Origin of the sequence: Solimonas soli DSM 21787 (assembly GCF_000474945.1) — a bacterium.
GTDB classification, from domain to species: domain Bacteria; phylum Pseudomonadota; class Gammaproteobacteria; order Nevskiales; family Nevskiaceae; genus Solimonas; species Solimonas soli.
The window spans coordinates 172,265-198,087 of the sequence record NZ_KI440837.1 but is presented as its reverse complement, the minus strand read 5'-3'; the positions used below and the strand labels follow the sequence as shown (position 1 = coordinate 198,087).

The following is a 25,823-nucleotide window of genomic DNA, read 5'->3' as shown; positions in this document are numbered from 1 at the left end:
TATTTGTACAGCGGGATCGCCGTCGATCCGCTGCTCTGCTGTTCTGCTGCTCTAAGGTGCTACCGGCGAGACTACGCCCTTCTTCTTCAGCTCCGCCGCCAGGGCTTCGTAGTACTCCACCTGACGATTGAACACGGTGCGGTCGATCGGCATGGCCTTTTCCTGCAAAAGCCGGGCCGGTCGATCGATGTCGCGCTCGGCATGCGCATCGCGCCAGGGCGTGATGTACAGGCCGATCGGCGATTCGCGCTCGCCGAAGATGGTGGTGCCGCCCGCCGCCGCGGCGGCGTCGACGTTCGGCGTCGGCGAGGCCGGCCTGGCGACGATCGGCTTGTCGGCCGCCGGGCTGCTGACCGCCGGCATCTCGTCCTGCGCGCGGGCCAGGCCGCTGCCGAGCAGCAGCGCGGCGGTGAGCGCGAACGGCTTCAGGTGCGCGACCTTCATGGTTTTTTCTCCGGCTTCGCAGCCGGCGCCGGCGCGGCGGCCTGGGTCTTGGCCTCGAGTTCGGCGCTCCAGGCCAGCACGCGCAGGTCTTCCTTGCCGGCCTGCGCCTGGTGCTGCTGGTACGCCTGGTACTGCGCCAGCGCCGCCTGCGGCTGCTTCAGGTACTGGTCGAGCAGGATCGCGTAGTTGAGGCGCGCGAGCTGGTCATCCGGATCGATCTGCAGGGCCTTCTCGTAGGCGAGCCGCGCGCGGTCATAGTTGCCCGCCTCGCGGTTCAGCATGCCGAGCCAGTTGAAGGCGACGTGGTTCTGCGGATTCAGCGTGGCGGCGCGCGTCAGCGCGGTGATGGCGGCGTCGCGGCGCTTGGTCTTGGCGTAGACGATGCCGAGATTGGTCCACGGACCGGCGTAGTCGGGGAAGTCCTTGGTCAGTTCGCCGAACTGCTGTTCGGCCTGCTGCAGGTCACCGCTCTTCAGCACCTCGAGCGCGGCGTCGAAGCGCGCCTGCACGTCTCCCTTGTCGGGCGCGGGCGCCGCCGGTTTCGGCGTTGCGGCGGGCGTCGTCGGCGCGCTGCTGCGCGCCGGTGGTTCGGGTCGGCTCGGCGCGCTGCCGCAGGCGGCCAGCAGCAGCGCCGGCAGGGCGAGCAGCGCGGCCCGCAGGGCGTGCCCGGCTGCGACGCGCTTACTTGAGGCTTTCATAGCGGTCCTGGCCCTGTTCGCGCTTCTCGTACTTCGCCGGCGCCATCGCCACGAGCTGCTGCAGGCTCTTGACGACCCACTCGTCGTAGACGCCCTGCTTGATGCGGCGCAGATTGTTCTCGTAGGTGTCGATGGCTTTCTCCTCGAAGGGATTGGCCTGTTCTTCGAGCAGCACGTTGTACTGTTCGAGCTCCAGCTCGGAAAGTTTCTTCGGGCGCTCCGAATCGAGCAGCGCGCGACCGAAGGTCTGGTACAGGCGGCCGGTCTCGTAGGTGGCGGCGGTGACGACGTCGGCGTAGCCGTAGCTCGCCGATTTGTCGAACCAGCCCAGGGCCTGCTGCATCGACTGCTTGCGGCGCGCCAGAGACTTGTCGAGCGGCACGGTGATGGCGATGCCCTGCGTCTCGGTCGCCGACAGGCGGCCGAGCTCGAGCGCGGCCTTGGCGGCGAGCGCGCGCGAGTGATCGTTGGCGCGCGCACCGGCACTGTCGTTGACGGCGACCTGCTCGCGCAGCGCCGCCGTCAGCTGCTGCGCATTGCCGCTGCCGCGCGCGAACTCGACGAGGCGGCCGCGCGCTTCGACGTTGCGATCGAAGGCGGCGGGGAAGCTCTTCACGTAGTAGTCGTAGGCCTGCGCCGCGCCGGCCGTGTCCTTGGCGCTGTCATAGAGGCTCGCCGACCGCCAGGCCGCCTCTTCGCGCGTTGCGCCGTCCTCGCTGCCGCGGCGGGCGATGCGCGCATAGGTCTGCGCGGCGGGCAGCGGCTTGTTGTCCTTCTCGTAGGCGACCGCGAGCTTCTTGTCGACGTCGGCTTCGAGGGCGTTGCCGGGGAACTGCTGGCGGAAGCCTTCGAGCACGCTCGCCGCATGCGACCAGTCCTGCAGCGCGAGCAGGGCGGCGGCGCCGTCGTACTCGGCGGTCGCGCGGATCTTGGCGCCCGGCGCGACCTGGCCGACACGCAGGAAGTGCTGCGAGGCGGTCTTCAGATCGCCGGCATCGCGTGCGGCCTCGCCCTGCTTGTAGACGGCGGCGGCAAGCTGCTCGACGACTTCGCCACGCTGCGGCGCGCTGCCCGGCGTCAGCTTCAGCTCCTCGCTGAACGCGGCTTCTGCCTGCGGGTAGTGCTTGAGCGCGAATTGCGAATCGCCGGTCACGCTCCAGGCCAGACGGCGCTGATCCTGGGTGAGGTTGTTGCCGGCCTTGATGACGCGGTCGGCGACGGCGATCGCCTGCTCGTAGTCCTTGAGCTCGTAGAGATCCTCGGCGGTCTGCGTCAGCACGGCGTTGCGCTGCGCATGCGCGGGGTAGGTGTCGGCCAGCTTGAGGCTTTCGGCGATCGCCAGCTTGAGCGCCTCCGGACGCTGCGCGGCCGGCACTTCCTTGGCGTTCTTCTGGTAGGCGAGCACGGCAGCGTAGGCGGCTTCCGGCGCCTTGACGTGCGGCCGGTAGCCGTAGGCCGTCTTGCTGTATTCCTGCGCCGCTTCGAGCGTATGGCCGCCGTCGAGCAGCGCATCGCCGAGCAGGAAGTTGATGTCCGGCAGCTTTGCGTCCTGCGGATACAGCTCGATGATGCGGCGATACGACTTGGCCGCCGTCAGGAACTCCGCCGGCGGCGCGCCGCCCGGCGTCTTCGCCTTCTGCTGCGCCGTCGCGTGATAGGACTTGGCGATGTCCTCGAGGTGCGTGCGCAGCGCCGCCATCACGTCCGGCGTCGCCGGCTTGCCGGCCCAGTAGGCGGCGGCCGGATCGTAGCTGGCGACGTAGCGTTCCTTTTCCTTCAGCGTCAGCTCGCCGAAGCCGCCTTCGTCGTAAGCGGCGATGACGCGCGTCTGGAAGCCGGGCGCCAGCGGCGAATTGGGATAGCGCTGGATGAACGCCGCGTAGGCGTTGGCGGCGTCGGTGTAGCGCTTCTTCTCGAGCAGCGAATCGCCGAGCGCGGCATAGACCAGCGGATAGAAGCGCGGGTCGCCATGCTTGGCCAGATAATCGTTGAGCGCCGGGCCGCCGCCGAGCGTGGCGAGCGACAGCGTGACCACGCGCAGCGAATCCTTGGCGAGATCGTACTTCTCCTTGGTGACACCGCCGAGCGCGGCATCCGGATCGGTGGTCTCGCCGGGCGGCAGCTCGCGGTCGAGGATCGCGAAGAAGGTGCCGATCGCCGCTTCGTACTTCGACTGCTTGTACTGCGACCAGCCGTACTTGTACTGCGCCGGCACGAAGAACGGCGTCGCGTCCTTCATGTCGAGCACGATCTTGTACTCGCCTTCGGCGTCGGCGTAGCGGTTGGTCGCGAACAGCAGCTCGGCGCGGCGGAAGTGCGCGTCGCCGGCCAGGCGCGAGTCGGGCAGGCGGTCGCTGAGATTCTTCAGCGTGGCGATCGCCGCGTCGGTATCGCCGGCGTTCTGCTGCGCGCGCGCCAGCTGGTAGTAGATGCGATCGTTGTTCGGATCTTGGGGATGCGCGGCGAGCAGCTGGTTGTACAGGCGGATCGACTCGCGCAGCGACTTCTCCGACTGCTCGGAGCTGCCGGCGGCGTCGGCCATCTGCACCTGCAGGTCGGCGAGGCGGCGTGTCGCCTCGTCGCTGGTTTCGGCGTCGGGCTTGAGATCGAGCAGCTTGCGATAGTTGTCTGCCGCCTTCTGCGGATCGGGCGCGATGTCCTCCGACTTGATGATCGGCAGCACGCTTTCGGCAGGCGCCTTCTGCTTGCCGATCGCCTCGCGGATCGGCGGCGCCGACTGCTTGACGACGGCCGGCGTGCAGGCCGACAGCGCCATCGCCGCCTGCGTCACTGCGGCGAGCACGAACAGCGGGCGGCGCCGCGCGCCGCGCGGCCTGCGGCGCTGCGCTTGATCGATGATCGGGGGCTCAGTCACGGTCCAGTTCACCCTTCTGCTGGCGGTCGTAGAGGCGCGCGAGCGCGAAACGCGCCTCGACCAGATAGCGCTCGATCTGCTTGCGCTGGCCCTCGAGTTCCTGGGTCGCCATCTGCTGCAGCAGCTGCGACTGCGCATTGCCGATCGTCGCGAGCTGATCGCGCAGGTTGCCGACGCGGGACTGCAGCGTCTGGATGCGCTCGTAAGGTCCGTTGAAGCGCGTCGGCGCGGCGGCGATCTCCAGCGGCGGAATCTGCGGCGCGGGCGCCGACGGCTTCTGCGTGTAGCCGCCCGGCGCCGCCAGACGCGGCGCGAGTATCAGTTTTGCCCGGGTGCCGGCGTAGGGGTCGTCGTGTTCGCGCAGTGCGCGCTTGACGATCTCGTCCGGGTTCGCCGGCTGCTGCGTCGCGCTCACGTAGTCCTGCTCGATGCCGGCCAGGTGCGTTCGCCAGCCGTCGAGATCGCGCGCCAGCATGCGCACGTCACGATAGTTCTTCAGCGCTTCCTGGAAGCGGTGCTCGGCGAGCAGGCTTTGCAGGAAGTAGGTCTCCGGCGCGTCCGGCAGGTCGCGCAGTTTCCAGTCCCAGCCGGCCTCGGAATCGATGTCGCGGCGCACGATGGTCTCGACCATGCGGCCCTGCTTGATCGAGGCCATCGCATCGTTCATGCGCTTGCGGCTGGTCTCGAGGACCTCGACCGCCTTCTCGTAATACTGCAGCGCCTGCGTGTGCGCGCCGAGCTGGTCGAGCGTGTAGGGAATCGCCAGCCAGGCTTCCTGCACGGCGGGATCCATCGGATCGCGCGAGATCAGCTCGAGCCACGGCACCAGCGCGCGGCGCAGCGCCGCCTCGCTCTCCGGATTGCCGCTGCGCAGGCGGAAGGAGCGCATGCCGGCGCGATCGAAGACGTCGCTGTCGAGATAGCCCGGGCGCAGCAGCACGCCGAGCGTCGAGAACGAAATCTTGCTCGGACCCTGCGCCTTGTCGTCCGGCGGGTCCGAGCGCTGGATGCGCGCGCCCTGCGGCGCCAGCTCCGACCAGCCGAGACCGAGCAGGGCGCGATTCGAGAACGGGCCCTCGACGCGCACGCGGCCGAAGACCGGCTTGGCGGTGCCGCCCTGCTGCGTCTGCAGGAATTGCCAGCCGAGCGTGAGATTGGCGCGGTCGCGCAGCGCCAGCTCCTCGGCATTGTCCGGGCGCAGCGTGCCGACACGGTCCAGCACCGTCTGACCCTGCGCGACGCGGCCGCTGTTGAGCAGCGCGATGCCGAGGTTGTAGCGCGTGAACGGCGACTGCGTGGTGGCGTTGTCTTCCTTGAGCAGCATGTCGGCGGCTTCGCCGTAGCGGCCCTCGGCCATCAGCACGCGCGCCAGCAGATCCTGCCAGTCGGCGATCAGCTCCTTCGGCAGCTTGTCGCGCAAGCGGTACAGGTTGGCGCGCGCCTGCGCCGTGTAGCCGCGCTGATAGTCGAACTCGGCGAGGCGCAGCTGTGCCTTGGCGACGTCCTTCGGGTTGTTCGCGGTCGCCGCGAGGCTGCGGTAGACCGCCTCGGCGCGTTCGCCCATGCCGAAGCCGAGGTAGTTGTTGGCGAGCCGCCACTGGTATTCCGCCGGCATCTTCAGCGGGTCCTGATCGCCGGCGAGCTGGCGCAGTTCGATCAGCGCCGAGAAATGGCGGCGGTCGGCGTCGAGGAACTGCGACAGGCGGACCTGCGGATCCCTGGCGCTGCCGGCTTCGTAGGTCTCGACGGCGGCGGCGGCGAGCGGCAGCGCGAGCAGCGCCGCGCTCAGGGCAAGAGAGACGCGGCGTTTCATTGCGCGGGCCTCCATTGCTTCATCGTCAGTTTCGGCCGGCCGCCGAAGCGGCTTTCGCGGCTGATGACGAACTCGACGTCGGTGGCCTGCGCGGGCTTGTCGATGGTGGCGCTGTAATGGTCGGTGAGCGGCGGATCACCGGCCTTGGCATCCGCGTAATTGCCCGTGAAGCTGATGCGCAGCTGGTGCGCGCCCGGCGCCGCCGCCACGCGCAGCAGGCGCTGCACGCTGTTCTTCTCGAGGATGGCGCGCGAATCGAAGTCGTCGTAGTGGTAGATCTCGGCCGGCTTGTCGTCGATGGCGACCGTGACTTCCTGCAGCAGCAGGCCGCCGGTGGTGACGCTCAGATAGACGTTGAGGCGGTTGTAGTCGGGCAGCAGGGCGTCGACTTCGACGGCCGCGGCGTCACTGTTGAACTCGAGCACCTCGTCCTTGAGTGCCTGCACGGCTTGGTCAAGCTTGATCGCCTGCTCGTCGAGGTCCGCCGTGGCGGCCGCTGCGGGCAGGCTGCTTACGAGCGCGAGAATCGCGCCTAGGGCCTTGAGGCCTCGAGTTCTCGGCATCGGCTGGTTTGATCCAGATGGGTTGACCGGAGTGTAGCAAAGGCATGCGGACGATACGCCGACGAATTGACGGTAATCACTATAGGGAGAATCCGTACAAACGCGCGGCAGAAAGTCCTCAGCGGTGCGAATGGTAGCAAGCGCGCGGACGAACGGTGTGGCGCGTGCCGCGTCGTTGTGCGAATGCGCGCGGCGCGTGCCAACTGTCGCTGTTTGGCGACACACGCATGTCATTGCATGACATAAGGATATGCGTCGTGCGTTCGTGTTGACGCTCGAAAACTCAGTTGCTATAAAGCGCCGCAACCCGCGTATCCCTACGACAACGCGCTCTCGCAGCGAGCGCGATCCGCAGACATCGTCGCAGCGCGGGTAACACCTACACGCGATCGCCGCATCTTCCGGCTCCGGCCGATTCATTATTTAGGGGACGTACGATTCATGAACAAGACTGAACTCATCAACGCGGTTGCCGACAAGGCCGACCTGTCGAAGGCCGATGCCGGTCGCGCGGTCGACGCTTTCTTTGAAGTCGTCGGCAAGGCGCTCAAGAAGAAGGACAAGGTTTCGCTGGTCGGCTTCGGTACCTTCCTCGTGCGCGAGCGCGCCGCCCGTGCCGGCCGCAACCCGAAGACGGGCGCGACGATCAAGATCAAGGCCAGCAAGACGCCGTCGTTCAAGGCTGGCAAAGCGCTCAAGGACCTGATAAAGTAGCGGTCTTTCCACGGTTGGTTGCTGAAGGCCGAAGTTCTGGCCAGAGCAATTGCCTGCAGGGTGCTTAGCTCAGTCGGTAGAGCGTCGCCCTTACAAGGCGAATGTCGGCGGTTCGAGCCCGTCAGCACCCACCAAAAGTTGAAGTGGAGCGGTAGTTCAGTCGGTTAGAATACCGGCCTGTCACGCCGGGGGTCGCGGGTTCGAGTCCCGTCCGCTCCGCCATCAAGCTGTGAAAGAAGCCGCGCCTGAACTCGCGGCTTTTTTGTTGCCCGTCGTTCCGGATCGAGCGTCGGCCACGACGCAATGCCGCCGTGGAATCAGCTCTCGGTCGGCAGCAGTTCCTGCAGGGCGCGCCAGCCGCCATCGATCGACCAGACCTGGCGGTAGCCCATCTTCTGCAGGTTGTCGGCGGCGAGCGCCGAGCGGTAGCCGCCGCCGCAATAGAGAAACAGCGGCGTGTCCTTGTCGGGCACCGCCTTCTCGATGTCGCGCTCGATGATGCCCTTGCCGAGCCATTCCGCGCCGCGCACGTGGCCGGCGCGATATTCGCTTTCCTCCCTCACATCGATGAGGCGCGCGCCGCGCTGCGATGCGAGGGTGCGCGTCAGGTCGGCGGCGGCGACTTCGCGGATGCGCTGGCGCGCCTCGGCGACCAGCGCGATGAAGGCGGGCGAGTGATCGGCCATTGCATCGTTCCTGTTTGAGGGAGGGCAGGGCTGCGACTAGATTACGGCTTTGCACGGGGCTTGGGGGAGTGCGGCATGAGTCATCCGGTGGTCTTGGTCCACGGCATGTGGTGCACCGGCGCGAGCTGGAAGCGCGTCGTCGATATCCTCGCGCCGCGCGGCTATTCCTGTTTCGCGCCGTCCTTGCCGGCGCACGACGACGCGACCGACCAGCCGCTGCAGGTGCGGCGCAAGAGCCTGCGCGACTACCTGCAGTTTCTCGAGGAGGCGATCGCCGCGCGGCATTTCGACAAGCCGCCGATCCTCATCGGCCACTCGATGGGCGGACTGCTCGCGCAGCAGCTGGCGACGCGCATCGATCCGCTGGCGCTGGTGCTGCTGACGCCGGCGCCGCCGCGCGGCATCAATCCGCTGACGCCTTCGGTGGTCGGCGCCTTCGCGCCATGGATGTTCAGCGGCCTGTTCTGGCGCAATCCGCACAAGCCGTCGTTCGCGCATGCGCAGCGCTACGCCTTCAACAACGTGCCGGTGGACCGGCATCGCGCGCTGTATGAAAGCATGGTGCACGAGTCCGGGTGCGCATCCTTCGAGATCGGCATGTGGCCGCTGGATTTTTCGCGCGCGTCGGCTGTCGAAGCGGCCAAGGTCCGCTGTCCGGTCTACGTCGTAAGCTGCGGCAAGGACCGCCTGACGCCGGCGAGCGTCGTGCGCAAGGTGGCGAAACGCTACGCGCACGTCACGCAGCGCCACTACGCCGAGCGCGGACACTGGGTCATCGACGACGAGGAGACCGAGGAAATGATGCACGCGATCTGCGGGTGGCTGAGGCCTCTCGAGCACCGTCACGAACGCACGGCCCGCTGACATGGCGGCGACGGCGAGGGACCGCCGGCCGCGGCGCGGCATCATCGGCGCTGCGCTGCTGCTCGCCGCGGCGGCGGCGCAGGCACAGAACGATCCGCTCGGCAAGGCGCTGGACGCCGCGCAGCAGGCGCAGCGCGCCGCCGTCGCTTCGCAGCAGCGCGTCGACCAGCTCGACGACCAGACGCGGGCGCTGCTCGAGCGCTATCGGTCCGCGACCTGGCAGGCCCAGCAGCTGAATGTCTATGCGCAGCAGCTCGACGAGTTGCTGAGCCAGCAGAGCGCCGAACTGCAGAGCCTGCGCCAGCAGCTCGGCGACCTCGACCGTGCGGGCGAGGACCTGACGCCGCTGATGCTGCGCATGACCGACAGCCTCGAGAAGTTCGTGGCCCTCGATCTGCCGTTCCTGCGCGACGAGCGTCGCGAGCGCATCGCCGGCCTCAAGCGCGCGCTCGGCGATCCGCAGATCAATGCCGGCGAGAAGTTCCGCCGCATCCTCGAGGCCTATCAGGTCGAGGTCGACTACGGACGCACGCTCGGTGTCGAGCGCTACGATGCCGACGGCGAGACGCTCGACGTGCTGCGTGTCGGTCGCGTCGAGCTCTACGCGCTGGCGCCGGACGGCAGCCGGCCGCGCCTGTGGAGCGCGGGCGCCGGCCGATGGGAGCCGTTGCCGCGCCGTTACGCGGGCTCCATCCGCGACGGCCTGAAGATGGCCCGCGAACTGACCGCGGTGAACCTGCTCGAACTGCCGCTGCCGGCGGCGCGGAGCGCGCCATGATCCGCCGCCTCGTCGTCGCGCTGGCGCTGTGCCTGCCGCTGCCGGCACTGGCCGCCGATCCGGCCAGCGCTCAGAGCGGGCTCGATGCCCTGCTCAAGCAGGTGCAGGACGCCGCCGGCCAGAACGCCAGGCTCAACGCCGAGCGCGAGCAGCGCTTCCTGCGCGACAAGAACCAGCAGGCGGCGCTGGTGCAGAAGGCCGAAGCCGATCTCGCCGCCGCCAAGGCCCGCGCCGACGCGGTGCGCGCGCGTTTCGCGGCGAATCAGAAGGAGATCGCCGAGCTCAAGGCGCAGCTGCAGGCGCGCGCCGGCGATTACGTGCAGGTGCAGGGCGCGGTCAAGGAAGCGGCCGGTGCATTCCGCGCGATCGCGTCCGAATCCCTGATCAGCGCCCAGCTGCCGGAGCGGGCCGCGACGCTCGACGCGCTCGCCGATCGCGACGGCTATGCGCCGGTCGCCGATCTCGAACGCTTCTGGTACGACCTGCAGTTCGAGCTGACCGAGAGCGGCAGGATCGCGCGCTTCAAGGCGCCGGTGATCGATGCCGGCGGCGCGCGCGCCGAGCGCGAGGTACTGCGCATCGGCAGCTTCAGCGCCTTCAGCGACGGCCGTTATCTCGTCTTCGATCCGCAGGCCGGCGCGCTCGCCGAGCTGACGCGCCAGCCGGCGCGGCACTGGCGCTCGCTTGCCGCCGACTACGTCGAGGCGAAGGACGGCGTGCAGCCGATGATGATCGATCCCTCGCACGGCAGCCTGCTCGCGCAGGAGGCGCTGCGGCCGTCGCTGCGCGAGCGCATCGACCAGGGCGGGGTGATCGCCTACGTGATCATCGTCATCGGCTTCGCCGGCGCGGTGCTGGCGCTGTGGCAGCTCGTCTACCTGCTGCGCGTCGGTGCGCGCGTGCGTGGGCAACTCGCCGACATCGGTCACCCGCGCGCCGACAATCCGCTCGGCCGCGTGCTCGCCGCGTTCAAGGGCGATCCGGCGCAGGGCATCGGCAATGCCGAAGTGCTCGAACTGCGCCTGTCGGAGGCCATCCTGCGCGAGATTCCCGCGCTCGAACGCTTCCAGCCGCTGCTGCGCCTGATCATCGCGGCCGGTCCCTTGCTCGGTCTGGTCGGCACCGTGACCGGCATGATCATCACCTTCCAGGTGATCCAGGAACAGGGTGCCGGCGATCCGCGCCTGATGGCGGGCGGCATCTCGCAGGCCATGATCACCACGGTGCTCGGCCTCGGCGTCGCGGTGCCGATGCTGTTCGTCAACGCCATCCTCTCGGCACGCTCGCGCGTGCTGGTGCAGATTCTCGACGAGCAGAGCGCCGGCCTGCTGGCGCGGCATATCGAGACGGGCGAGGGCGGCGATGCGTCTGCTTGATACGCTGCTGTCGCCCTTCGCGTCGGTCTCGGAACTGATCGCCGCCGGCGGCTGGGTGCTGCCGTGGATCTTCGTCTGCGCGCTGGTCATGTGGACGCTGATCGCCGAGCGCTGGTGGTACTTCCGCCGCGTCTACCCGCTGCAGCGCGCCGAGCTGCGCGCGCAGTGGCTGCGGCGGCGCGAGCGGGAGTCGTGGAGCGCGCGGCAGGTGCGTGCGATGCTGATCTCGCAGGCCAGGGTGGCCCTGTCGGCGCCGCTGCCGCTCCTGCGCGTCACCGTGCCGATCGCGCCGCTGCTCGGCCTGCTCGGCACCGTCACCGGCATGCTGGAAGTGTTCGACGGCATGATGCTGCGCGGCTCGGCCGATGCGCGAACCATGGCCTACGGCGTCTCGCACGCGATGATCGCGACCATGGCCGGCCTCGTCGTCAGCGTCAGCGGCATGTTCTTCCTGAGCCGCTTCCAGACGCGCGTGCAGCGCGAGACCGAGCGCTTCGGCGACGAGCTGGTGATCTAGCCATGCGCACACGCCGGCACACGCATCCGCCCGAGGAAACCGGCATCGACCTGGCGCCGATGCTCGACTTCGTCCTGAACCTGCTGATCTTCTTCATCATCACCAACACCTTCGTTTCGGAGGCCGGCATTCATGTCAACCGGCCGGTGGCGAGCACGGCGGTGAAGCAGGAGCGCAGCAACGTGCTCGTCGCCATCGCGCCGAACGGCGAGGTGTGGAGCGACGGCCAGCGCGTCGACATCCGCGCCCTGCGCGCGCACCTGCAGAAGCGCCGGCAGGAGAATCCGAACGCCGCCGTCATCGTGCAGGCCGATCGCGATGCGCGCGCCGGGCTGGTCGTCGAAGCCATGGACCAGGCGCGGCTCGCCGGTTTCAAGGACGTCGCGCTCGCGGCCACGCCCGCGCCGCGGCCGTGACCGACGGCGATGCCGGCTGCCGCCACGATGCCCGCTGAGCGCCGCTTCGAGCGGCGCTGGTCGCGTGTCGTCGTGCCGCCGCTGCTCGGCGTCGCGGCGGCGCTGCTGCTGTTCTGGCTGATGGTTCGCCTGATCCACCCGCCGGTGCGCGAAGGCGAAGGCCTGCGCACGCTCGACAACATCGAGGTCGTCGCGCCGCCGCCGGCGCACGACGAGCCGCCCGATGCGCAACTCGCCAACGCGCCGGCGCCGCCGCCCGATGCGCCGCCCTCGCTGGCGCGTCCCGATCTGCCGTCGCTGTCGGCGGCGGCGCTGGCCGCGGCGCCGCTCGACGTTGGCCCGATCAGTGTGCCGCTGACGCTCGGCGCGAGCGGCCTGTCGATCACCGGCAGCAGCGGCTTCGCGGGATTCGCCGGCAAGGGCAGCGGCGGCGCGGGCGGCGGCGGCAATGGCAAGGGCATTGGCACCGGGCAGGGCTTTCAGGGCAAGCCGCTGGTGCCGCTGTCGACGGCGCGGCCGCAGATGCCGGATTGGGCCTGCAAGCAGAAAATCCGCGGCTGGGTCGAAGTCGTGTTCACGGTGATGCCGAACGGCCGCGTGCGCGACGTGCGCCTGGTCGACGCCGACCCCAAGGGTGTGTTCGAGGCGGCCGCCGTCGAGAGCATCTCGAACTGGATCTACGAGTCGGGCAAGACCGCGCGCGAGGTCAAGCAGCGCGTCGACATGCTGCCCGAAGATTGCGCCTACAACTGGAAGCAGTGAGCGTGCGCGCCGCCGTCCGCACGCTGCTCGCGTCCCTGCTCTGCGCGCTCGTGCTGCCGGCGCAGGCCGACCAGTACCGCAGCGAACAGCGCATCGTCGACACGCCGACGGCGCCGCCGCAGCAGGAAGACCCGCAGAAGCTGCTGCAGATCACCAGCGATCCCTACGCCAAGGCGCTGCTGCTGCGCGATCTCGCCGCGCAGGCGGCGCAGCGCCGCGACTACGCGAAGGCGCGCCAGTATCTCGAACAGGCGCTGGCGCAGAACGCGCTGTCGGGGCCGGCGGCGGCGCAGATGAAGAACGATCTCGCCCAGCTCTACCTGTCGGGCGGCGACATTCGCAAGGTCCTGCCGCAACTCGAGGCGCAGCTGCGCAGCGGCCAGGCGACGCCGCAGGTGCTGGCCGCGGTCGGCGCCGCCTACATCGGCGACCGGCGCTACGCCGAGGCGGTAACGCTGCTGCAGAAGGCCGGCGCCGACAGGGCCGACGCCGACATTGCCTGGCGCCGCGCGCTGGCGGCGGCGCTGATCGGCGCCGGGCGCGAGCGCGAGGCGACGCCGCTGCTCGAAAAGCTGCTGCGCGAGGACCCGCGCAATCGCGAGGACTGGATGCGCCTGGCCGCGCTGCAGCTGAAGGCCGGCAACAAGGAGCGCGCCGCGGCGACCATGGACCTCGCCAACCGGCTCGGCTTCCTGCAGACCGCCGAGGAACGCCTGCGCCTGGCGACGCTGACCGCGCAGATCGGCGCGCCGTTCGAGGCCGGCTCGCTGCTGCAGTCGCTGCTCGAACGCAAGCTGGTGCCGGACGACCGCAACAGCCGCAAGCTGCTCGCGCAGTTCTGGCTGGCGGCGCGCGAGGACAGCCTGGCGATGCCGGCGCTGGAAGCGTTGCTGAAGACCGCGCCGGACGCGGCGCTGTACCAGCAGCTCGCCCAGCTGCATCTCGATCGCGACGAGTACGCGCAGGCCGCGCAGGCGCTGCAGCAGGCGATCGCGCTCGGCAAGCCGAGCGGCAAGACGTATCTGGCGCTGGGCTTCGCGCAGTACCAGCAGGCCGACGTCGATGCCGCGCTCGCCGCCTTCCGCGAAGCCGACAGGCTGCCGGACGGCCGGCCCTCGGCGGCGCAGTGGATCAAGTATCTCGAGAGCGGCAAGGCGCGCGAGCAGGCGCTGCAGGCGGCCGCCGCGCGTGGCGCGCGCGAAGGCGACGCGGTGCAGCTCAGCGACCGGCTCAGCGGCGGCGGTGGCGTGCTCGGCGCCGCCGCGTCGGCCGGTGCCGTGGCCGCCGTGCAGAGCGGCAAGGAAACGCCGATCGGCGCCGATGCGAGCGGCAATGCCGACGGCACGATTCCGCCCTGGAGCGGTGGCCTGCAGCGCGCGCAATGGCCGGCCGCCTACAGGAGCGGCCAGCGCCTCGCCGATCCGTACCCGGACGACAAGCCGCTGTTCACCATCACCGCGAGCAATCTCGCGCAATACCGCGGCCGGCTGAGCGCCGGCCATCTCGCGCTGTTCGCGAAGTATCCCGACTACCGCATGCCGGTCTACGCGACCCGGCGCAGCGTCGCCTATCCGCAGGCGATCTACGACGCCAGCCGCGCCAATATCGGCAGGGCGCGCCTCACCGGCTCGGACGAGCTGACCGGCGCGCGCCTCGGCGTGCCGTTCCCGCATCCGGCTTCGGGCGTCGAGATCCTGTGGAATCACCGCACGCGCTACCGCGGCAACTCGATCGTCACGCAGTCGACGCAGGCCGTCGTGCGCCCCAGCGGCACGCCGACCTTCCTCAAGCAGACCGAGCGCGTGCTGTTCCGCTACGGCAACACGAAGAATCCGCTCGATCTCGCCCAGGACAACACGCTGCTCTACTACCTGACCTGGTTCGGCAAGACGCGCAACGACATCGACTTCGTCGCGCTCGTGCACGAGTCGGCCAACTCGCTGAAGCAGCCGCGCAACATCTGGGTGATCCCGCCCGGCGTGCCGCGGATGTTCCGCATTCCGCCGGTCGGCTACGACCAGCCGTTTCCGGGCGCCGACGGCCTGATGTTCGTCGACATGATCGACATGTACAACGGCGCCTTCGATCGCTACGTGTGGAAGCTCACCGGCAAGCGCGAGCTCTACGTGCCGTACAACAGCTATCGCCTGGGCGACGGCCGCTACCGATACGCGCAGCTGCTGACGCCGAAGTTCTTCAATCCGGAGGGCACGCGCTACGAGCTGCATCGCGTCTGGGTCATCGAGGCGAGCGAACGCGGCGGCATGCGGCACAGCTTCGGCACGCGGGTGTTCTACGTCGACGAGGACAGCTGGAACGTGCTGCTGGTCGAGAACCAGGATCATGACGGCCGCCTGTGGCGCTTCCAGGAGGGCCATCTGCTGCCGGCCTACGACGTCCAGGCCGCGAACTGCGCGCCGGTCGTCACCTACGACCTCAAGGACGGCCGCTACTTCGTCAACCGCCTGTACGCCGAGGATGCGCCGCCGCAGCTCGACGTGCCGATGCGCGAGGCCGAGTTCCTGCCCGACGCCGTGCGCGGCCGTTACGCGCATTTCTGAAGACCGGCGGCGGTGGCGGCGAAAGCGCGCGCGCCGGATGCAACTTTTCCGCGGGCCGGCGCATCCAAGCCATGAACACCGCCGGTGTTCGTATCACTCCCAAGATGGCCGGGCGGCCGCTGCGCCGCCCGGTCCTTTCTGCGCGATTCCGGGCTCAGAGATAGCCGCGGATCAGACGGCCCAGGGCCGGAATGATCGCCTCGACTTCGCCTTCGGCGCCGCCGCGCAGCTTCTGGTAGGCGGCCTTCAGGGACGCATTGCGGCTTTGCGCGATGCGCGCATCGGCCACGCCCAGCAGCGCATCCCGGGCTTCACCCGCGTGGCGCTGCAGGAACACGCTGAAATCCGGCTCGCGGTCGTTCCGGAACGATTCATACAGCGGTTCGAGCGCGGCGATAAACTGCGGCGCGTGGCGGCGCAGCGCGCCGGTCAGGAGATCGGGCTTGGCGGCCTTGAGCAGGGCGAAACCGGTCCTGACCGCCATGCCGCGCAGGCCGCCGCGGCTTTTCACGTGCTGCTCGACGAGCGTCGCCAGATCGGCGGCGAACGCTTCGCGCTGGAACGGCGACCACAGGATTTCGCTCAGGGATTTCACGATCGGATCAAGCATGGCATCGCGTGACGACAGGGATGAGAAGGGTAGCATCGCGGCGCTGAAGACCCGCCCGCTCGAACGCAGCATCGCGCTGACCAAGCTCGGCGTCGGTGCCGGCGCCAAGATCATGGCGCACTCGCTCGCCAACATCTTCCGCGGCGAGATCTCGCGCGATGCGGCGAACCGCGAGTTCTACGAACGGCAGGCGCAGATCCTCGCCGATGAGCTCGGCAAGCTGAAGGGCAGCGTCATGAAGGCCGGCCAGATGCTGTCGCTGTACGGCCAGTACTTCCTGCCCGAGGAAGCGGTGACGGTGCTCTCGCAGCTGCAGGACGACACGCCGCCGGTGGCCTGGAACGTCGTCGCGCCGGTGCTGGAGCGCAGCCTCGGCCGCGCGCGCCTGCGCGAGCTCGAGGTCGATACGCGGCCGATGGCCGCCGCCTCGCTCGGCCAGGTGCACCGCGCGCGGCGCAAGCGCGACGGCCTCGAGCTGTGCGTGAAGATCCAGTATCCGGGCGTCGCCGATGCCATCGAGAGCGACATCCGCACGCTGTCGCGCCTGCTGATCATGACGCGGCTGTCGCCGAAGGGCCTCGACCTGACGCCGGTCTTCAGCGAGGTGCGCGAGATGCTGCACCGCGAAGTCGATTACGAGGCCGAGGCGCACTTCACGCGCACGTTCGCCGAGCGCCTCAAGGATGATGCGCGCTACGTGGTGCCGCAGGTGCTCGACGAGTACAGCGGCGATCAGGTGCTGACGACGACCTACGAGGCCAATCAGCACGTGCGCGATCCGCGCGTGCAGAACCTGTCGCTGGCGCGCCGCAACCGCCTCGGCAGTGCCTTCCTCGATCTGTTCTTCAACGAGTTCTTCCGCTGGGGCATGGTGCAGTCCGACCCGCACTTCGGCAATTACCGCATCCGCGTCGACGAGCGCGGCGAGGACGATCGCATCGTGCTGCTCGATTTCGGCGCGACGCGGACCTTCGGCCGTGGCTTCATCGAGAACTACAGCGACATCGTCGAAGGCGCGCTGCATCGCGATCGCGCGCAGATCGTGCGCGGCGCCAGCGCGATCGGCCTGCTGCACGACAAGATGCCGGACCCGGCGCTCGACGCCTTCGCGGGCATGTGCGAGGCGATCGTCGAACCGTTCCGGACCGGCAACGACGCGACCGGCGGCCCGCACAACGCCGCCGGCGCCTACCGCTGGGGCGACAGCGATCTGCCGATGCGCGCCGGCCGCATCGCCGCGGTCAACGCGCTGTCCGTGCATTTCCGCGTGCCGCCGCGCGAGATCGTCTTCCTGCATCGGCGCCTGGCCGGCGTCTTCATCATGCTGGCGACCCTGCGTTGCGAGCTCGATTCGCGCGAATTGCTGGTTGCTGCACTGCAGGACGCGCGTCGCGTGCGGGATGCGTAGGCCGTACAGACAAAGTCTCCTGTCCGTCCGTTCAATTGTGGGCGACCGGCGGTTTGGATAGCATCGCCGCACCCGTAGGCTTGCAGAACGAACGCCGGCGACATCGGCGACCCATCCCCAGAGGAGAGCGACATGAAGAAGCATTACGCACTCGCGACCGCCTCGCTGCTGCTGACGCTGGTTGCAGCGCAGGCCGGCGCCAAGGTCACGCAGCAGGAGGCCGAGGCGCTCGGCAAGAACCTGACGCAGATCGGCGCCGAGAAGGACGGCAACAAGGAAGGCACCATCCCGGCGTGGACGCCGCGTCCGCAGGAAGGCAAGCTGAAGGACGAGTGGCCGCGCGATCCGAAGGTCGACGACGACAAGCCGCTGTTCACCATCACCAAGGCGAACATGGCCCAGTACGCCGACAAGCTGTCGGAAGGCCACAAGAAGCTGCTGTCGATGTACGACGACTACAAGATGAACGTGTATCGCTCGTACCGCCCGGTCGACTGGCCGAAGGAAATCAAGGACGCCACGGTCAAGAACGCGACGACCTGCGAAATCCAGGGCACCGACGTCCTCAACAACTGCAAGGCCGGCTTCCCGTTCCCGGTGCCGAAGACCGGCGCCGAGCCGATCTGGAACCACAAGCTGAAGTGGCGCGGCGAAGCGGTGACGCGCTACAACAACCAGATGATCGTGCAGCAGAACGGTGACTACCAGCTCACCAAGATCATCGAGGACGTGGAATTCCCCTACGCGTCGATCAAGAATCCGCAGCCGATCAACTCGGGCAACGGTGAATACCTCGAGTACCTGTCGCGCGTGGTGGCGCCGCCGCGTCTGGCCGGCACCTTCATCCTCGTGCACGACAAGACCGGCACCGGCGCCGACGGCCGCGCCGCCTGGCTGTACTCGCCGGGCCTCAAGCGCATCCGCCGCGCGCCGACGGTCTGCTGCGACAACCCGTACGAGGGCACCGACGGTCACCAGTTCTACGACCAGGTCGACATGTTCAACGGCGTGCTCGAGCGCTACAACTGGAAGCTGGTCGGCAAGAAGGAGTTCTACATCCCGTACAACTCCAACCGCATCGCCGGCAACAAGACCAAGTACAAGGATCTGGTCCGTCCGAAGCACCTGAACCAGGATCTGCCGCGCTACGAGCTGCACCGTGTCTGGGTGGTCGAGGCGAACCTGCGCCCGGGCACCAGCCACACCTTCAAGACCCGCCGCTTCTACATCGACGAGGACAGCTGGACGATCGCGCTGGTCGACGACTACGACAACCGTGACCAGATCTACGAGTTCCAGGAAGGCCACATCATCAACGCCCCCAACCTGCTCGCGGCGACGACGGTGCCGGAAGTGATCTATCACTTCACCGCCGGGCGCTACTTCATCACCGCAGCCTGGAACGAGGACAAGCCGATCGACGCGACGGTGCAGTTCAAGCCGGACTACTTCACGGCGGCGTCGGTGCAGAAGATGACGACGAAGTAATCATTCAGGCGCTGCGCGAGGCCGCCGGAGCGATCCGGCGGCCTTTTGCGTTGGGCGCAGCAGGAACCACGATGAAACACGAACAGAAGCAGACTTTCGAGAAGCCCGCGGCGACGGTGATCCGCATGTTCGGCGATCGCCGCTACTTCGAGCGCAAGTACGAGCTGCTGGGCTTCAAGAACGTCGAGGTGCTCGAGCACCGGCTCGCCGGCGACGATTTCAGCATCCGCATCCGCTACACCACGGCGGCCAGCGTGCCGCTGCCGGACTTCGCCAGGAAATTCATTTCCGGCGACATCACCATCGTGCAGGAGGACCGCTGGAATCTCGCCAGGCGCGTCGGCCGCCTCGAAGTCGATCTGCGCGGCCTGCCGGTCAAGGTCGCCGCCGACATGAAGCTCGGCGAGCACGGCAAGGGCGGCGCCGCCAACACGCTGAGCTGGGACGTGCGCTGCACGATTCCGCTGATCGGCGGCAAGCTCGAGAAGCTGCTGGTGGCCGACATCGAGGCCAAGGCCGACGCCGATCTGGCCGCCTCGCGGCGGATTCTCGCCGACTACTGAGCCCGGCCGCGGCGCCCGCCGTCTGGGCAGCTTCCCCGCTTGCGGCGTGGCCGGCGCCGGGCGCCATAATCGGCGCCCGACACGCCGAAGGGAGCCTGACGATGAAAACCCTCTGTGCCGCGCTGGCCGTGCTGGCCTGCGCCTGTGGCATGGCCCGCGCCGAGACGCCGGCCTGGGTCACCGAAAGCAACCGCAATGCCGAGGTGCTGCTCAAGGTCATCGCCGAGTTCAATCCGGAGAGCGCCGGCGAGATCGGCGTCGACGGCTTCGACGACAGGATCGTCGACCTGCAGCCGAGGATCTACGAGCGCAGCACGGCGGCGACCCGCAAGGCGATCGCCGAGCTGCAGGCGATCCGCGCCAAGACCAAGGACGCGGCCGTCCTGCAGGATCTCGACATCCTGATCGCCTCGGCGCAGGACAGCATCGGCACCAGCACCCTGAACCATGATCTGATGCTGCCGTACTACGCGGTGGCGTCGATGACTTTCAGCGGCATCAAGGCGCTGCTCGATCCGCGCGTGCCGAAGGAGCGCCAGGCCGCGGCGCTCAAGCGCCTGCGCCTGTACGCCGGTCTCGACGGCGGCACGCCGCTGGTCGAACTGGCCAAGGCGCGCAGCAAGGAGCGCTTCGGCGTGAAGGGCCTGGTCGGCCCGTACCGCGGCGAGGTCGAACAGGATCTGTCCGACGCGGCGCGCTATGTCGACGGCATCGGCGAGCTGTTCGCCAAGTCCGACCTGCCTGGCTACGAAGCGCCGCTGGCGGCGCTGCGCCAGCAGCTGTCCGACTACAACGACTGGCTGCGGAAAGAGATCATGCCGCGCGCCCGCGCCGATCACCGCCTGCCGCCGGCGCTCTATGCCGACAATCTCAAGCAGGTCGGCGTCACCGATCTGGCGCCGGACGAGCTGATCCGCCGCGCACAGCTCAGCTTCGTCGAGATCCAGAACGAGATGCGCGCGCTGGCGCCGCTGGTCGCCAGGGAAAAGGGCTACAAGTCCGGCGACTACCGCGACGTGATCCGCGAGCTGAAGAAGCAGCAGGTGAAGGGCGATGCGATCCTGCCGCTGTACCGCGACACGCTGAAGAAGATCGAGGACAGCATCCGCGCCGGCCACGTCGTCACGCTGCCGCAGCGCGAGGCGAAGATCCGTCTCGCCAGCGAGGCCGAATCGGCGCAGATTCCGGCGCCGTTCATGAGCCCGCCGCGGCTGATCGGCAACACCGGCGAGTACGGCGAGTTCGTGCTGCCGCTCAACGTGCCGGGCAAGGCCGGGCGCGGCGACCTGAAGACCGACGATTTCACCTTCGAGGCCGGCGCCTGGACGCTGACCGCGCACGAGGCGCGGCCGGGCCACGAGCTGCAGTTCGCGGCGATGATCGAGAAGGGTGTGTCGACGGCGCGCGCGGTGTTCTCCTTCAACAGCGTCAACGTCGAAGGCTGGGCGCTGTACGCCGAAGCCGAGATGAAGCCGACGTTCCCGCTCGACGGCCAGCTGATCGGCCTGCAGCTGCGCCTCATGCGCGCGGCGCGCGCCTTCCTCGATCCGATGGTCAATCTCGGCCGCATCACGCCGGACGAGGTCAATGCCTTCCTGCAGAAGGAAGTCTGCCTGTCGCCGGGCATGGCGCAGTCGGAAACCGACCGCTACGTGTTCCGCTCGCCGGGCCAGGCGACCGCCTACTTCGTCGGCTACCAGGCGATCATGGGCATCCGCGCCAAGGCCGAACTCGCGCTCGGCGACAAGTTCGATCGCCAGCGCTTCCACGATTTCATCCTCGGCCAGGGCCTGCTGCCACCGAGGCTGCTCGACCAGGCGGTCACCGAGCAGTTCATTCCGGCCGAGAAGGCGCGCGGCTGATCCTCGCCGTCGCCCGGCCTGCTGACGCCACGGTGTCAGCGGGCCGGGCCGACACTGGCGCTCCCGTACCTGCCGCGTACACCATCACCGCTGGGCCTGTATTTCCGGGGCGAGGTCTGGGCGCTCGGCGCCAGTGCGAGCTGCGCGAGGACTTGCGCAATTTCCGCAGCGATCGCGTCGTCGACGCGCGCGATGGCGGCGCGCTCTCTTTCCCGATCAGGCCGGCCGCCGCCTCGAGGTTGCGTGCGGCGCATGCGCGACGGCTGAGACGGCCTCAGTGCGCGCCTTCCGGTGCCGTGGCACCCGGCCGGGCGCGCCGCGACAGCCAGATGATCGGGATCAGCGCCAGGGCGACCATGGCGAGGAAGTAGAAGACGTCGATGAAGGCGAGGGTGCCGGCGTGCTGCGCGACCTCGGCGGCGATCGACGCCTGCGCGAGCTGCTCGCTGCCCATCGCCTGGCTCAGTGTCTGCACGCTGCTCTGGTAGACCGGATCGAGCACGCTGACGCGGTCGACGAGATGCGCCTGTTCGGTCTGCGTGCTGCGCGCGAGATAGGTGGTCACCAGCGAGATGCCGATGCCGCCGCCGATGTTGCGCATCAGGTTGATGATGGCGCTGGCGCTGCCGGATTCGTGCTGCGGCACGCCGATGTAGGCGAGCAGCTGGATCGGCACGAAGATGAAGGACAGGCCGACCGTGGTGAAGATGCGCAGCAGCACGAGCCGGGTGTTGCTGATGTCGAGGCTGATGGTGGTCAGCGCGAGCATCGAGGCCGAGATGCCGATGAAGCCGATCGTGCAGAGGATGCGCGGCTCGACGCGCTGCGCCAGACGCGCCATCAGCGGCATCATCAATACGCTCAGCACCGCCGCCGGCGACATCACCAGGCCGGCGTCGAACGCCGAATAGCCGAGCAGGGTCTGCATGAACTGCGGCATCAGCAGCGTGGAGCCGAGCAGGGTGATGCCCATGGCGATGATCATCAGGTTGGCGACCGCGAAGTTCGGCACCGCCAGCAGGCGCAGGTTGACGATCGGATGCTCGTGGTTCAGCTCGCGATAGACGAGGAAGACCGTCGAGACGACGAACACGGCGAGGCAGGCGACGATGAAATCGGAACTCAGCCAGTCTTCCTGCTGGCCCTTGTCGAGCATGATCTGCAGCGAGCCCATGCTGATGGTGATGAGCGCGAAGCCGAGATAGTCGATGTTGAGGCCGCGCTCGCGTCGCCGCCGCTGCACTTCGATCTGCGTCGCCGAATCGTGCAGCGTGGCGCTGGCCAGCGACATGAGCAGCAGGCCGACCGGCGCATTGATGAGGAAGATCCAGTGCCAGCTGAAGTTGTCGGTGATCCAGCCGCCGAGCGTCGGGCCGATCGCCGGGCCGGAGACGACGGCCATGCCGTAGATCGCCATCGCCATGCCGCGCTGCGCCGGCGGGAAGGAATCGGCGAGGATCGATTGCGAGACCGGCTGCAGGGCGCCGCCGGCGACGCCCTGCAGGATGCGGCACACGATCAGCATCGGCAGCGAGGTGGCGAGGCCGCACATCACCGACGCGCCGGTGAACAGCGCCATCGAGATCAGGTAGTAGCGCTTGCGGCCGATGGTGTCGGCGAGCCAGCCGGTCATCGGCAGGATGATCGCGTTCGACACCAGGTACGAGGTCAGCACCCAGGTCGCTTCGTCGCGGCTCGCCGACAGGCTGCCGGCGATGTGCACCAGCGAGACATTGGCGATCGAGGTGTCGAGCACCTCCATGAACGCCGCCATGCCGCAGATGAAGGCGATCAGGTACGGCGCCTTCGCCGGCGCCGCGCTCGCCTTGGCGGCCGCCGTCGCCATCTCAGCGCGACTCGAGCCGGGCGCCGCTGTCGTCACGGATGTCGACCTTCGGCACCACCGACATGCCCGGCGCCAGGTGCAGCGTGGCCGGCGGCGCCGGGTCGAAAACCAGCTTGACCGGCACGCGCTGCACGACCTTCACGTAATTGCCGCTGGCGTTCTCGGGCGGCAGCAGGCTGAAGGCCGAACCGGTGCCGGCCTGCAGGCTGTCGACGCGCGCCGCGAACTTCCGGCCCGGATAGGCATCGATCCTGACTGTCGCCGGCTGGCCGACGCGCATGTGGCGCAGCTGCGTTTCCTTGAAGTTGGCGACGATCCACGGCGCGTTGCCGACCAGCGCCAGCACCGGCGAGCCGGCGGCGAGCTGCGAGCCGGGCTGTATGTTCTTGCGCGTGACGCGGCCGTCGCTGGGCGCGGTCACCTTGGTGTAGGAGAGCTGCAGCTGCGCCTGATCGAGCGCCGCCCGTGCCTGCGCCACCGCGGCGCGCGCGGCGGCGAGCTGCGCGCGCCGGGCGCCGAGCTGCTCCGGCGTGGTCTGCGCGGACCTCAGCTGCGCGGCCGCCTGTTCGGCCTGAGCCTGCAGCGCGCGCGCCGTGGTGCGCGCCTGATCGAGCGACTGCTGCGAGATCTCGTCCTTCGCGTACAGCGCCTCGTAGCGCCTGGCGTCGGCCTGCGCGCGCTCGGCCTGCGCGCGTGCCGCGACCAGTGCCGCCTGCGCCTGCGCGACCGCGGCCGGCGCGCTGGTCTCGGTGATCGTCAGATCGGCCGCCGCGGCGTCGGCCTGCGCCTGCGCGGCGGCGAGATTGGCCTCGGCCTGGCGCACGCGCGTTTCGTAGTCGGCCGGGTCGAGCTCGAACAGCGCCGCGCCGGCTTTCACCGCCTGGTTGTCCTCGACGTGCACGGCGACCACGGTGCCGCCGACGCGCGGCGCGATCATCGTGATGTCGGTCTGGATGAAGGCATCGTCGGTCGACTCGTAGCCGCGCATGATCCAGTACGCGATCGCCGAAACGACGAACAGCGCTCCGAGCACGGCGATCAGCAGCTTGCGACGCGAGCGCTTCTGCGCATCGTTGGCCGGCGGAGGAATGTTGTCGTTCATGCGGTCGTTCCTTGGCGGGCGGGCGCGCTGGCGTCCGCCGCGTTCTTGTTCAAAGCGAGAAATCGCTGGCCATGCCCTGCGCCGCGGCGAGATTGACGCGCGCGCGCTGGTGCGCCGCCTGCGCGGCGATCAGCTGCGCGCGGGCTCGCGCCAGGCTGGTCTGCGCGGTGATCACGTCGGTGTTGTCGGCGACGCCGCTGGCGAAACGGTCGCGGGCGATCTCCAGCTCGCGCTCGGCGAGATCGCGGGCGGACTGCGCGGCGCGGATCTGCTCGGCGGTGCTGGCGACGCCGACCATCGCCAGGCGCACGTCCTGCTCGATCTGCTGGCGCAGGTCTTCCAGCTGCGCGCGCTGCTGTTCGAGCTGGTGGCGCGCCGCGCTCTCCTGCGCGGCGAGCGCGCCGCCGCTGTAGATCGGCAGATCGAGCGAGGCGCCGTAGCGATAGGTGTCCTCGGCATTCTGCACGGGCGTGTTCGCCGAGATGCCGTAATCGGCGAACAGCGACACGGTCGGCAGGCGCCTGCGCTTCGCCGCCGCCAGCTCGGCATCGGCCTGGCGGATCGAGGCTTCGATCGCCGCCAGTTCGGGGCGCCGGCGCCGCGCCGTCTGCAAGGCCTGGGCGACGTCGACTGGCGCGCCCTGCGCGCTGGCGAGATCGCCGCGCAGCACCGGCGCCTGGTCCATCGGCAGCACGGCGATGCGCTGCAGCTGCAGGCGCGCCTCGGCGATGTTGGCCTCGGCGACCGAGACCGCGTAACGGTCCTGCGCCACGGAGGTCTCGGCGCGCGCGACGTCGACGCCGGAGGCGATGCCGGCGCCGCGCTGGTCGCGCGACAGCGTCAGCAGCTCGTCGGCGAGCGCGAGGTCGGCCTTGGCGCTGCCGAGCATCTGCTCGCTGTTCAGCACTTCGATGTAGGCGAGCGCCGCCTGCGAGGCAAGGCGCTCGCGGCTCGCCGCCGCCTGCGCCTGGGCGGCGCGCACCGCGAAGCCGGCGCCGGTCAGCTCGCTGCTGGCGGCGAGATCGAGCAGCTTCTGCGAGATCTTGGCGCGCGCGTCGAACACCGAGAACGGGCCGATCACGTCGGGCAGGCCGGGGAAGGAGAAGCCGAAGGTCACCGGGTTCGTCGTCTGGCGCAGCTGCGAGGCGGAGACGCCGAGCTGCGGCAGCAGGTTGGCGCGCGTCGCATCGCGTTGCGCCTCGGCGATGCCGACCGATTCGTCGGCGACGCGCTGCGGCGGCGCCAGCCGCAGCGCGCGCTGCACGGCGTCCTGCAGCGTCAGCGCCGCGGACGGCGCATCGCCCTGGGCGGCGGCCGCGGTCGTCAGGGCGAACAGCGCGGCGCCGAAGAGGAGGCGCATGCGCGGGAGTCGGGTGCGGATGATGTCGTCACTCATGGTGATGATCAGTGTGCTTACGATCGAAGGACGCGGCGACCAGTCGCAGGAGCAGTTCCTGCAGCAGGGTGCGTTCGCCGGCGCTCAGCGGCGCGAGGAAGCGCGTTTCCTGCTCGATCAGCAGCGGCAGCACGCGCTCGCGCCAGGCGCGGCCCTCGGCGGTCAGCTCCAGCGCGTTGGCGCGACGGTCCTCGGCATGCGGCGCGCGCCGCACCATGCCGCGGCCTTCGAGCTCGTCGACGATCTTCATCGTCGTGGTGCGATCGATGCCGATCAGGCCGGCGAGGTCGGTCTGGCGCAGGCCGGGCCTGGCGTGCAGGACGCCGACGATGGCGAAATGCCGGGCCGCCAGGCCGTCGCCCAGCGCGGTGTCGATCTCGTCGACCAGCGCGCGCTGCGCCTTGTTGAGCAAAAAGCCCAGATGCCCGCGGTATTCCGGCGGGATGAGCTGCGCGAAGTCGGGACGGTCGGTGGTCGCCAT

23 protein-coding genes and 2 tRNA genes are annotated in these 25,823 nt (G+C 69.0%); 14 read left to right on the top strand and 11 right to left on the bottom strand.

Annotated elements, in window-relative coordinates:
* Positions 1–51: 51 nt before the first annotated feature.
* Genes K344_RS0115550 through K344_RS0115530 form a run of 5 tightly spaced genes read right to left on the bottom strand, consistent with a single transcriptional unit; the run spans position 52 to position 6,393 of the window.
* Positions 52–444: a hypothetical protein gene (locus tag K344_RS0115550; protein WP_028081441.1), complete on the bottom strand. Its 393-nt coding sequence runs from the start codon at positions 442–444 to the stop codon at positions 52–54.
* The gene (locus K344_RS0115545; RefSeq protein ID WP_084197516.1) at positions 441–1,142 is read right to left on the bottom strand and encodes a tetratricopeptide repeat protein; all 702 of its coding nucleotides are present in this window, start codon (positions 1,140–1,142) and stop codon (positions 441–443) included. Before K344_RS0115545 ends, K344_RS0115550 begins: the two co-directional genes overlap by 4 nt.
* Positions 1,126–4,017: a tetratricopeptide repeat protein gene (locus K344_RS0115540; protein ID WP_245586239.1), complete on the bottom strand. Its 2,892-nt coding sequence runs from the start codon at positions 4,015–4,017 to the stop codon at positions 1,126–1,128. The genes K344_RS0115545 and K344_RS0115540 overlap by 17 nt, the downstream gene beginning before the upstream one ends.
* On the bottom strand, positions 4,010–5,830 hold the full coding sequence (locus K344_RS0115535; protein ID WP_157622997.1) for a tetratricopeptide repeat protein: 1,821 nt from the start codon (positions 5,828–5,830) through the stop codon (positions 4,010–4,012). The genes K344_RS0115540 and K344_RS0115535 overlap by 8 nt, the downstream gene beginning before the upstream one ends.
* Positions 5,827–6,393, bottom strand: coding sequence for a hypothetical protein (locus K344_RS0115530; protein WP_157622995.1), 567 nt, complete (start codon positions 6,391–6,393; stop codon positions 5,827–5,829). Before K344_RS0115530 ends, K344_RS0115535 begins: the two co-directional genes overlap by 4 nt.
* 441 nt (positions 6,394–6,834) lie before the next feature.
* On the opposite strand from K344_RS0115530, the gene K344_RS0115525 reads away from it, so the two are divergent.
* The 3 genes from K344_RS0115525 to K344_RS0115515 all read left to right on the top strand — a co-directional run bounded on the left by K344_RS0115525 (position 6,835) and on the right by K344_RS0115515 (position 7,329).
* Entirely contained in the window at positions 6,835–7,107 is a 273-nt protein-coding gene (locus K344_RS0115525; protein ID WP_028081436.1) for an HU family DNA-binding protein, read from the top strand.
* Between the two features lie 58 nt (positions 7,108–7,165).
* Positions 7,166–7,241, top strand: a tRNA-Val gene (locus K344_RS0115520).
* 11 nt (positions 7,242–7,252) lie between these two features.
* A tRNA-Asp gene (locus K344_RS0115515) sits at positions 7,253–7,329 on the top strand.
* Between the two features lie 95 nt (positions 7,330–7,424).
* Here K344_RS0115515 and K344_RS0115510 read toward each other — a convergent pair.
* The gene (locus tag K344_RS0115510) at positions 7,425–7,793 is read right to left on the bottom strand and encodes a rhodanese-like domain-containing protein (protein ID WP_028081435.1); all 369 of its coding nucleotides are present in this window, start codon (positions 7,791–7,793) and stop codon (positions 7,425–7,427) included.
* Between the two features lie 75 nt (positions 7,794–7,868).
* Here K344_RS0115510 and K344_RS0115505 point away from each other — a divergent pair, with 75 nt between their 5' ends.
* Genes K344_RS0115505 through K344_RS22040 form a run of 7 tightly spaced genes read left to right on the top strand, consistent with a single transcriptional unit; the run spans position 7,869 to position 15,067 of the window.
* On the top strand, positions 7,869–8,657 hold the full coding sequence (locus K344_RS0115505; protein ID WP_028081434.1) for an alpha/beta hydrolase: 789 nt from the start codon (positions 7,869–7,871) through the stop codon (positions 8,655–8,657).
* Between the two features lies 1 nt (position 8,658).
* Positions 8,659–9,435 (top strand): DUF3450 domain-containing protein, encoded by a 777-nt coding sequence (locus K344_RS0115500; protein WP_043114696.1) that lies wholly within the window; start codon positions 8,659–8,661, stop codon positions 9,433–9,435.
* Positions 9,432–10,811, top strand: coding sequence for a MotA/TolQ/ExbB proton channel family protein (locus tag K344_RS0115495; RefSeq protein WP_028081432.1), 1,380 nt, complete (start codon positions 9,432–9,434; stop codon positions 10,809–10,811). Before K344_RS0115500 ends, K344_RS0115495 begins: the two co-directional genes overlap by 4 nt.
* Complete coding sequence (locus tag K344_RS0115490; RefSeq protein WP_028081431.1) at positions 10,798–11,328, top strand: MotA/TolQ/ExbB proton channel family protein; 531 nt, start codon at positions 10,798–10,800, stop codon at positions 11,326–11,328. The genes K344_RS0115495 and K344_RS0115490 overlap by 14 nt, the downstream gene beginning before the upstream one ends.
* A gap of 2 nt (positions 11,329–11,330) precedes the next feature.
* A complete protein-coding gene (locus tag K344_RS0115485) occupies positions 11,331–11,744 on the top strand; it encodes an ExbD/TolR family protein (RefSeq protein ID WP_028081430.1) in 414 nt (137 codons plus the stop codon).
* Positions 11,745–11,771: 27 nt separating this feature from the next.
* Positions 11,772–12,506 carry an energy transducer TonB gene (locus tag K344_RS0115480; RefSeq protein WP_028081429.1) on the top strand — a complete coding sequence of 245 codons (735 nt, stop codon included), beginning with the start codon at positions 11,772–11,774 and terminating at the stop codon, positions 12,504–12,506.
* 2 nt (positions 12,507–12,508) lie between these two features.
* On the top strand, positions 12,509–15,067 hold the full coding sequence (locus K344_RS22040) for a DUF1329 domain-containing protein (protein ID WP_245586238.1): 2,559 nt from the start codon (positions 12,509–12,511) through the stop codon (positions 15,065–15,067).
* Between the two features lie 154 nt (positions 15,068–15,221).
* Here K344_RS22040 and K344_RS0115470 read toward each other — a convergent pair whose 3' ends face one another.
* Entirely contained in the window at positions 15,222–15,749 is a 528-nt protein-coding gene (locus K344_RS0115470) for a DUF6918 family protein (protein ID WP_157622993.1), read from the bottom strand.
* Between K344_RS0115470 and K344_RS0115465 the strand changes: the two genes are divergently transcribed.
* The 4 genes from K344_RS0115465 to K344_RS0115450 all read left to right on the top strand — a co-directional run bounded on the left by K344_RS0115465 (position 15,676) and on the right by K344_RS0115450 (position 20,998).
* On the top strand, positions 15,676–17,085 hold the full coding sequence (locus tag K344_RS0115465) for an ABC1 kinase family protein (protein ID WP_028081427.1): 1,410 nt from the start codon (positions 15,676–15,678) through the stop codon (positions 17,083–17,085). The genes K344_RS0115470 and K344_RS0115465 overlap by 74 nt on opposite strands.
* Positions 17,086–17,217: 132 nt before the next feature.
* The gene (locus tag K344_RS0115460) at positions 17,218–18,573 is read left to right on the top strand and encodes a DUF1329 domain-containing protein (protein ID WP_028081426.1); all 1,356 of its coding nucleotides are present in this window, start codon (positions 17,218–17,220) and stop codon (positions 18,571–18,573) included.
* 71 nt (positions 18,574–18,644) lie between these two features.
* Entirely contained in the window at positions 18,645–19,136 is a 492-nt protein-coding gene (locus tag K344_RS0115455; protein ID WP_028081425.1) for a DUF2505 domain-containing protein, read from the top strand.
* Between the two features lie 101 nt (positions 19,137–19,237).
* Positions 19,238–20,998 (top strand): DUF885 domain-containing protein, encoded by a 1,761-nt coding sequence (locus tag K344_RS0115450; RefSeq protein ID WP_051362293.1) that lies wholly within the window; start codon positions 19,238–19,240, stop codon positions 20,996–20,998.
* A gap of 274 nt (positions 20,999–21,272) precedes the next feature.
* Here the strand turns inward: K344_RS0115450 and K344_RS0115445 are convergent, their stop codons facing one another.
* The 4 genes from K344_RS0115445 to K344_RS22035 are packed head-to-tail and all read right to left on the bottom strand — an operon-like array spanning position 21,273 to position 25,823.
* Positions 21,273–22,844, bottom strand: coding sequence for a DHA2 family efflux MFS transporter permease subunit (locus K344_RS0115445; RefSeq protein WP_028081423.1), 1,572 nt, complete (start codon positions 22,842–22,844; stop codon positions 21,273–21,275).
* Between the two features lies 1 nt (position 22,845).
* Entirely contained in the window at positions 22,846–23,946 is a 1,101-nt protein-coding gene (locus K344_RS0115440) for an HlyD family secretion protein (RefSeq protein WP_051362292.1), read from the bottom strand.
* Between the two features lie 49 nt (positions 23,947–23,995).
* Positions 23,996–25,306: a TolC family protein gene (locus K344_RS0115435; protein WP_028081421.1), complete on the bottom strand. Its 1,311-nt coding sequence runs from the start codon at positions 25,304–25,306 to the stop codon at positions 23,996–23,998.
* A gap of 28 nt (positions 25,307–25,334) precedes the next feature.
* Positions 25,335–25,823, bottom strand: a complete 489-nt coding sequence (locus tag K344_RS22035) for a MarR family winged helix-turn-helix transcriptional regulator (protein ID WP_051362291.1) — start codon at positions 25,821–25,823, stop codon at positions 25,335–25,337.

What these genes read in the sequence shown, in the direction of transcription:
- K344_RS0115490 (WP_028081431.1), top strand. Translation starts at nt 10,798, where the DNA reads ATGCGTCTGCTTGATACGCTGCTGTCGCCCTTCGCGTCGGTCTCGGAA.
- K344_RS0115500 (WP_043114696.1), top strand. Translation starts at nt 8,659, where the DNA reads ATGGCGGCGACGGCGAGGGACCGCCGGCCGCGGCGCGGCATCATCGGC.
- K344_RS0115495 (WP_028081432.1), top strand. Translation starts at nt 9,432, where the DNA reads ATGATCCGCCGCCTCGTCGTCGCGCTGGCGCTGTGCCTGCCGCTGCCG.
- K344_RS0115470 (WP_157622993.1), bottom strand. Translation starts at nt 15,749, where the DNA reads ATGCTGCGTTCGAGCGGGCGGGTCTTCAGCGCCGCGATGCTACCCTTC.
- K344_RS0115445 (WP_028081423.1), bottom strand. Translation starts at nt 22,844, where the DNA reads ATGGCGACGGCGGCCGCCAAGGCGAGCGCGGCGCCGGCGAAGGCGCCG.
- K344_RS0115505 (WP_028081434.1), top strand. Translation starts at nt 7,869, where the DNA reads ATGAGTCATCCGGTGGTCTTGGTCCACGGCATGTGGTGCACCGGCGCG.
- K344_RS0115460 (WP_028081426.1), top strand. Translation starts at nt 17,218, where the DNA reads ATGAAGAAGCATTACGCACTCGCGACCGCCTCGCTGCTGCTGACGCTG.
- K344_RS0115465 (WP_028081427.1), top strand. Translation starts at nt 15,676, where the DNA reads ATGGCATCGCGTGACGACAGGGATGAGAAGGGTAGCATCGCGGCGCTG.
- K344_RS0115535 (WP_157622997.1), bottom strand. Translation starts at nt 5,830, where the DNA reads ATGAAACGCCGCGTCTCTCTTGCCCTGAGCGCGGCGCTGCTCGCGCTG.
- K344_RS0115450 (WP_051362293.1), top strand. Translation starts at nt 19,238, where the DNA reads ATGAAAACCCTCTGTGCCGCGCTGGCCGTGCTGGCCTGCGCCTGTGGC.
- K344_RS0115455 (WP_028081425.1), top strand. Translation starts at nt 18,645, where the DNA reads ATGAAACACGAACAGAAGCAGACTTTCGAGAAGCCCGCGGCGACGGTG.
- K344_RS0115530 (WP_157622995.1), bottom strand. Translation starts at nt 6,393, where the DNA reads ATGCCGAGAACTCGAGGCCTCAAGGCCCTAGGCGCGATTCTCGCGCTC.
- K344_RS22035 (WP_051362291.1), bottom strand. Translation starts at nt 25,823, where the DNA reads ATGGCGACCACCGACCGTCCCGACTTCGCGCAGCTCATCCCGCCGGAA.
- K344_RS0115435 (WP_028081421.1), bottom strand. Translation starts at nt 25,306, where the DNA reads ATGCGCCTCCTCTTCGGCGCCGCGCTGTTCGCCCTGACGACCGCGGCC.
- K344_RS0115510 (WP_028081435.1), bottom strand. Translation starts at nt 7,793, where the DNA reads ATGGCCGATCACTCGCCCGCCTTCATCGCGCTGGTCGCCGAGGCGCGC.
- K344_RS0115480 (WP_028081429.1), top strand. Translation starts at nt 11,772, where the DNA reads ATGCCCGCTGAGCGCCGCTTCGAGCGGCGCTGGTCGCGTGTCGTCGTG.
- K344_RS0115550 (WP_028081441.1), bottom strand. Translation starts at nt 444, where the DNA reads ATGAAGGTCGCGCACCTGAAGCCGTTCGCGCTCACCGCCGCGCTGCTG.
- K344_RS0115440 (WP_051362292.1), bottom strand. Translation starts at nt 23,946, where the DNA reads ATGAACGACAACATTCCTCCGCCGGCCAACGATGCGCAGAAGCGCTCG.
- K344_RS0115525 (WP_028081436.1), top strand. Translation starts at nt 6,835, where the DNA reads ATGAACAAGACTGAACTCATCAACGCGGTTGCCGACAAGGCCGACCTG.
- K344_RS0115485 (WP_028081430.1), top strand. Translation starts at nt 11,331, where the DNA reads ATGCGCACACGCCGGCACACGCATCCGCCCGAGGAAACCGGCATCGAC.
- K344_RS0115545 (WP_084197516.1), bottom strand. Translation starts at nt 1,142, where the DNA reads ATGAAAGCCTCAAGTAAGCGCGTCGCAGCCGGGCACGCCCTGCGGGCC.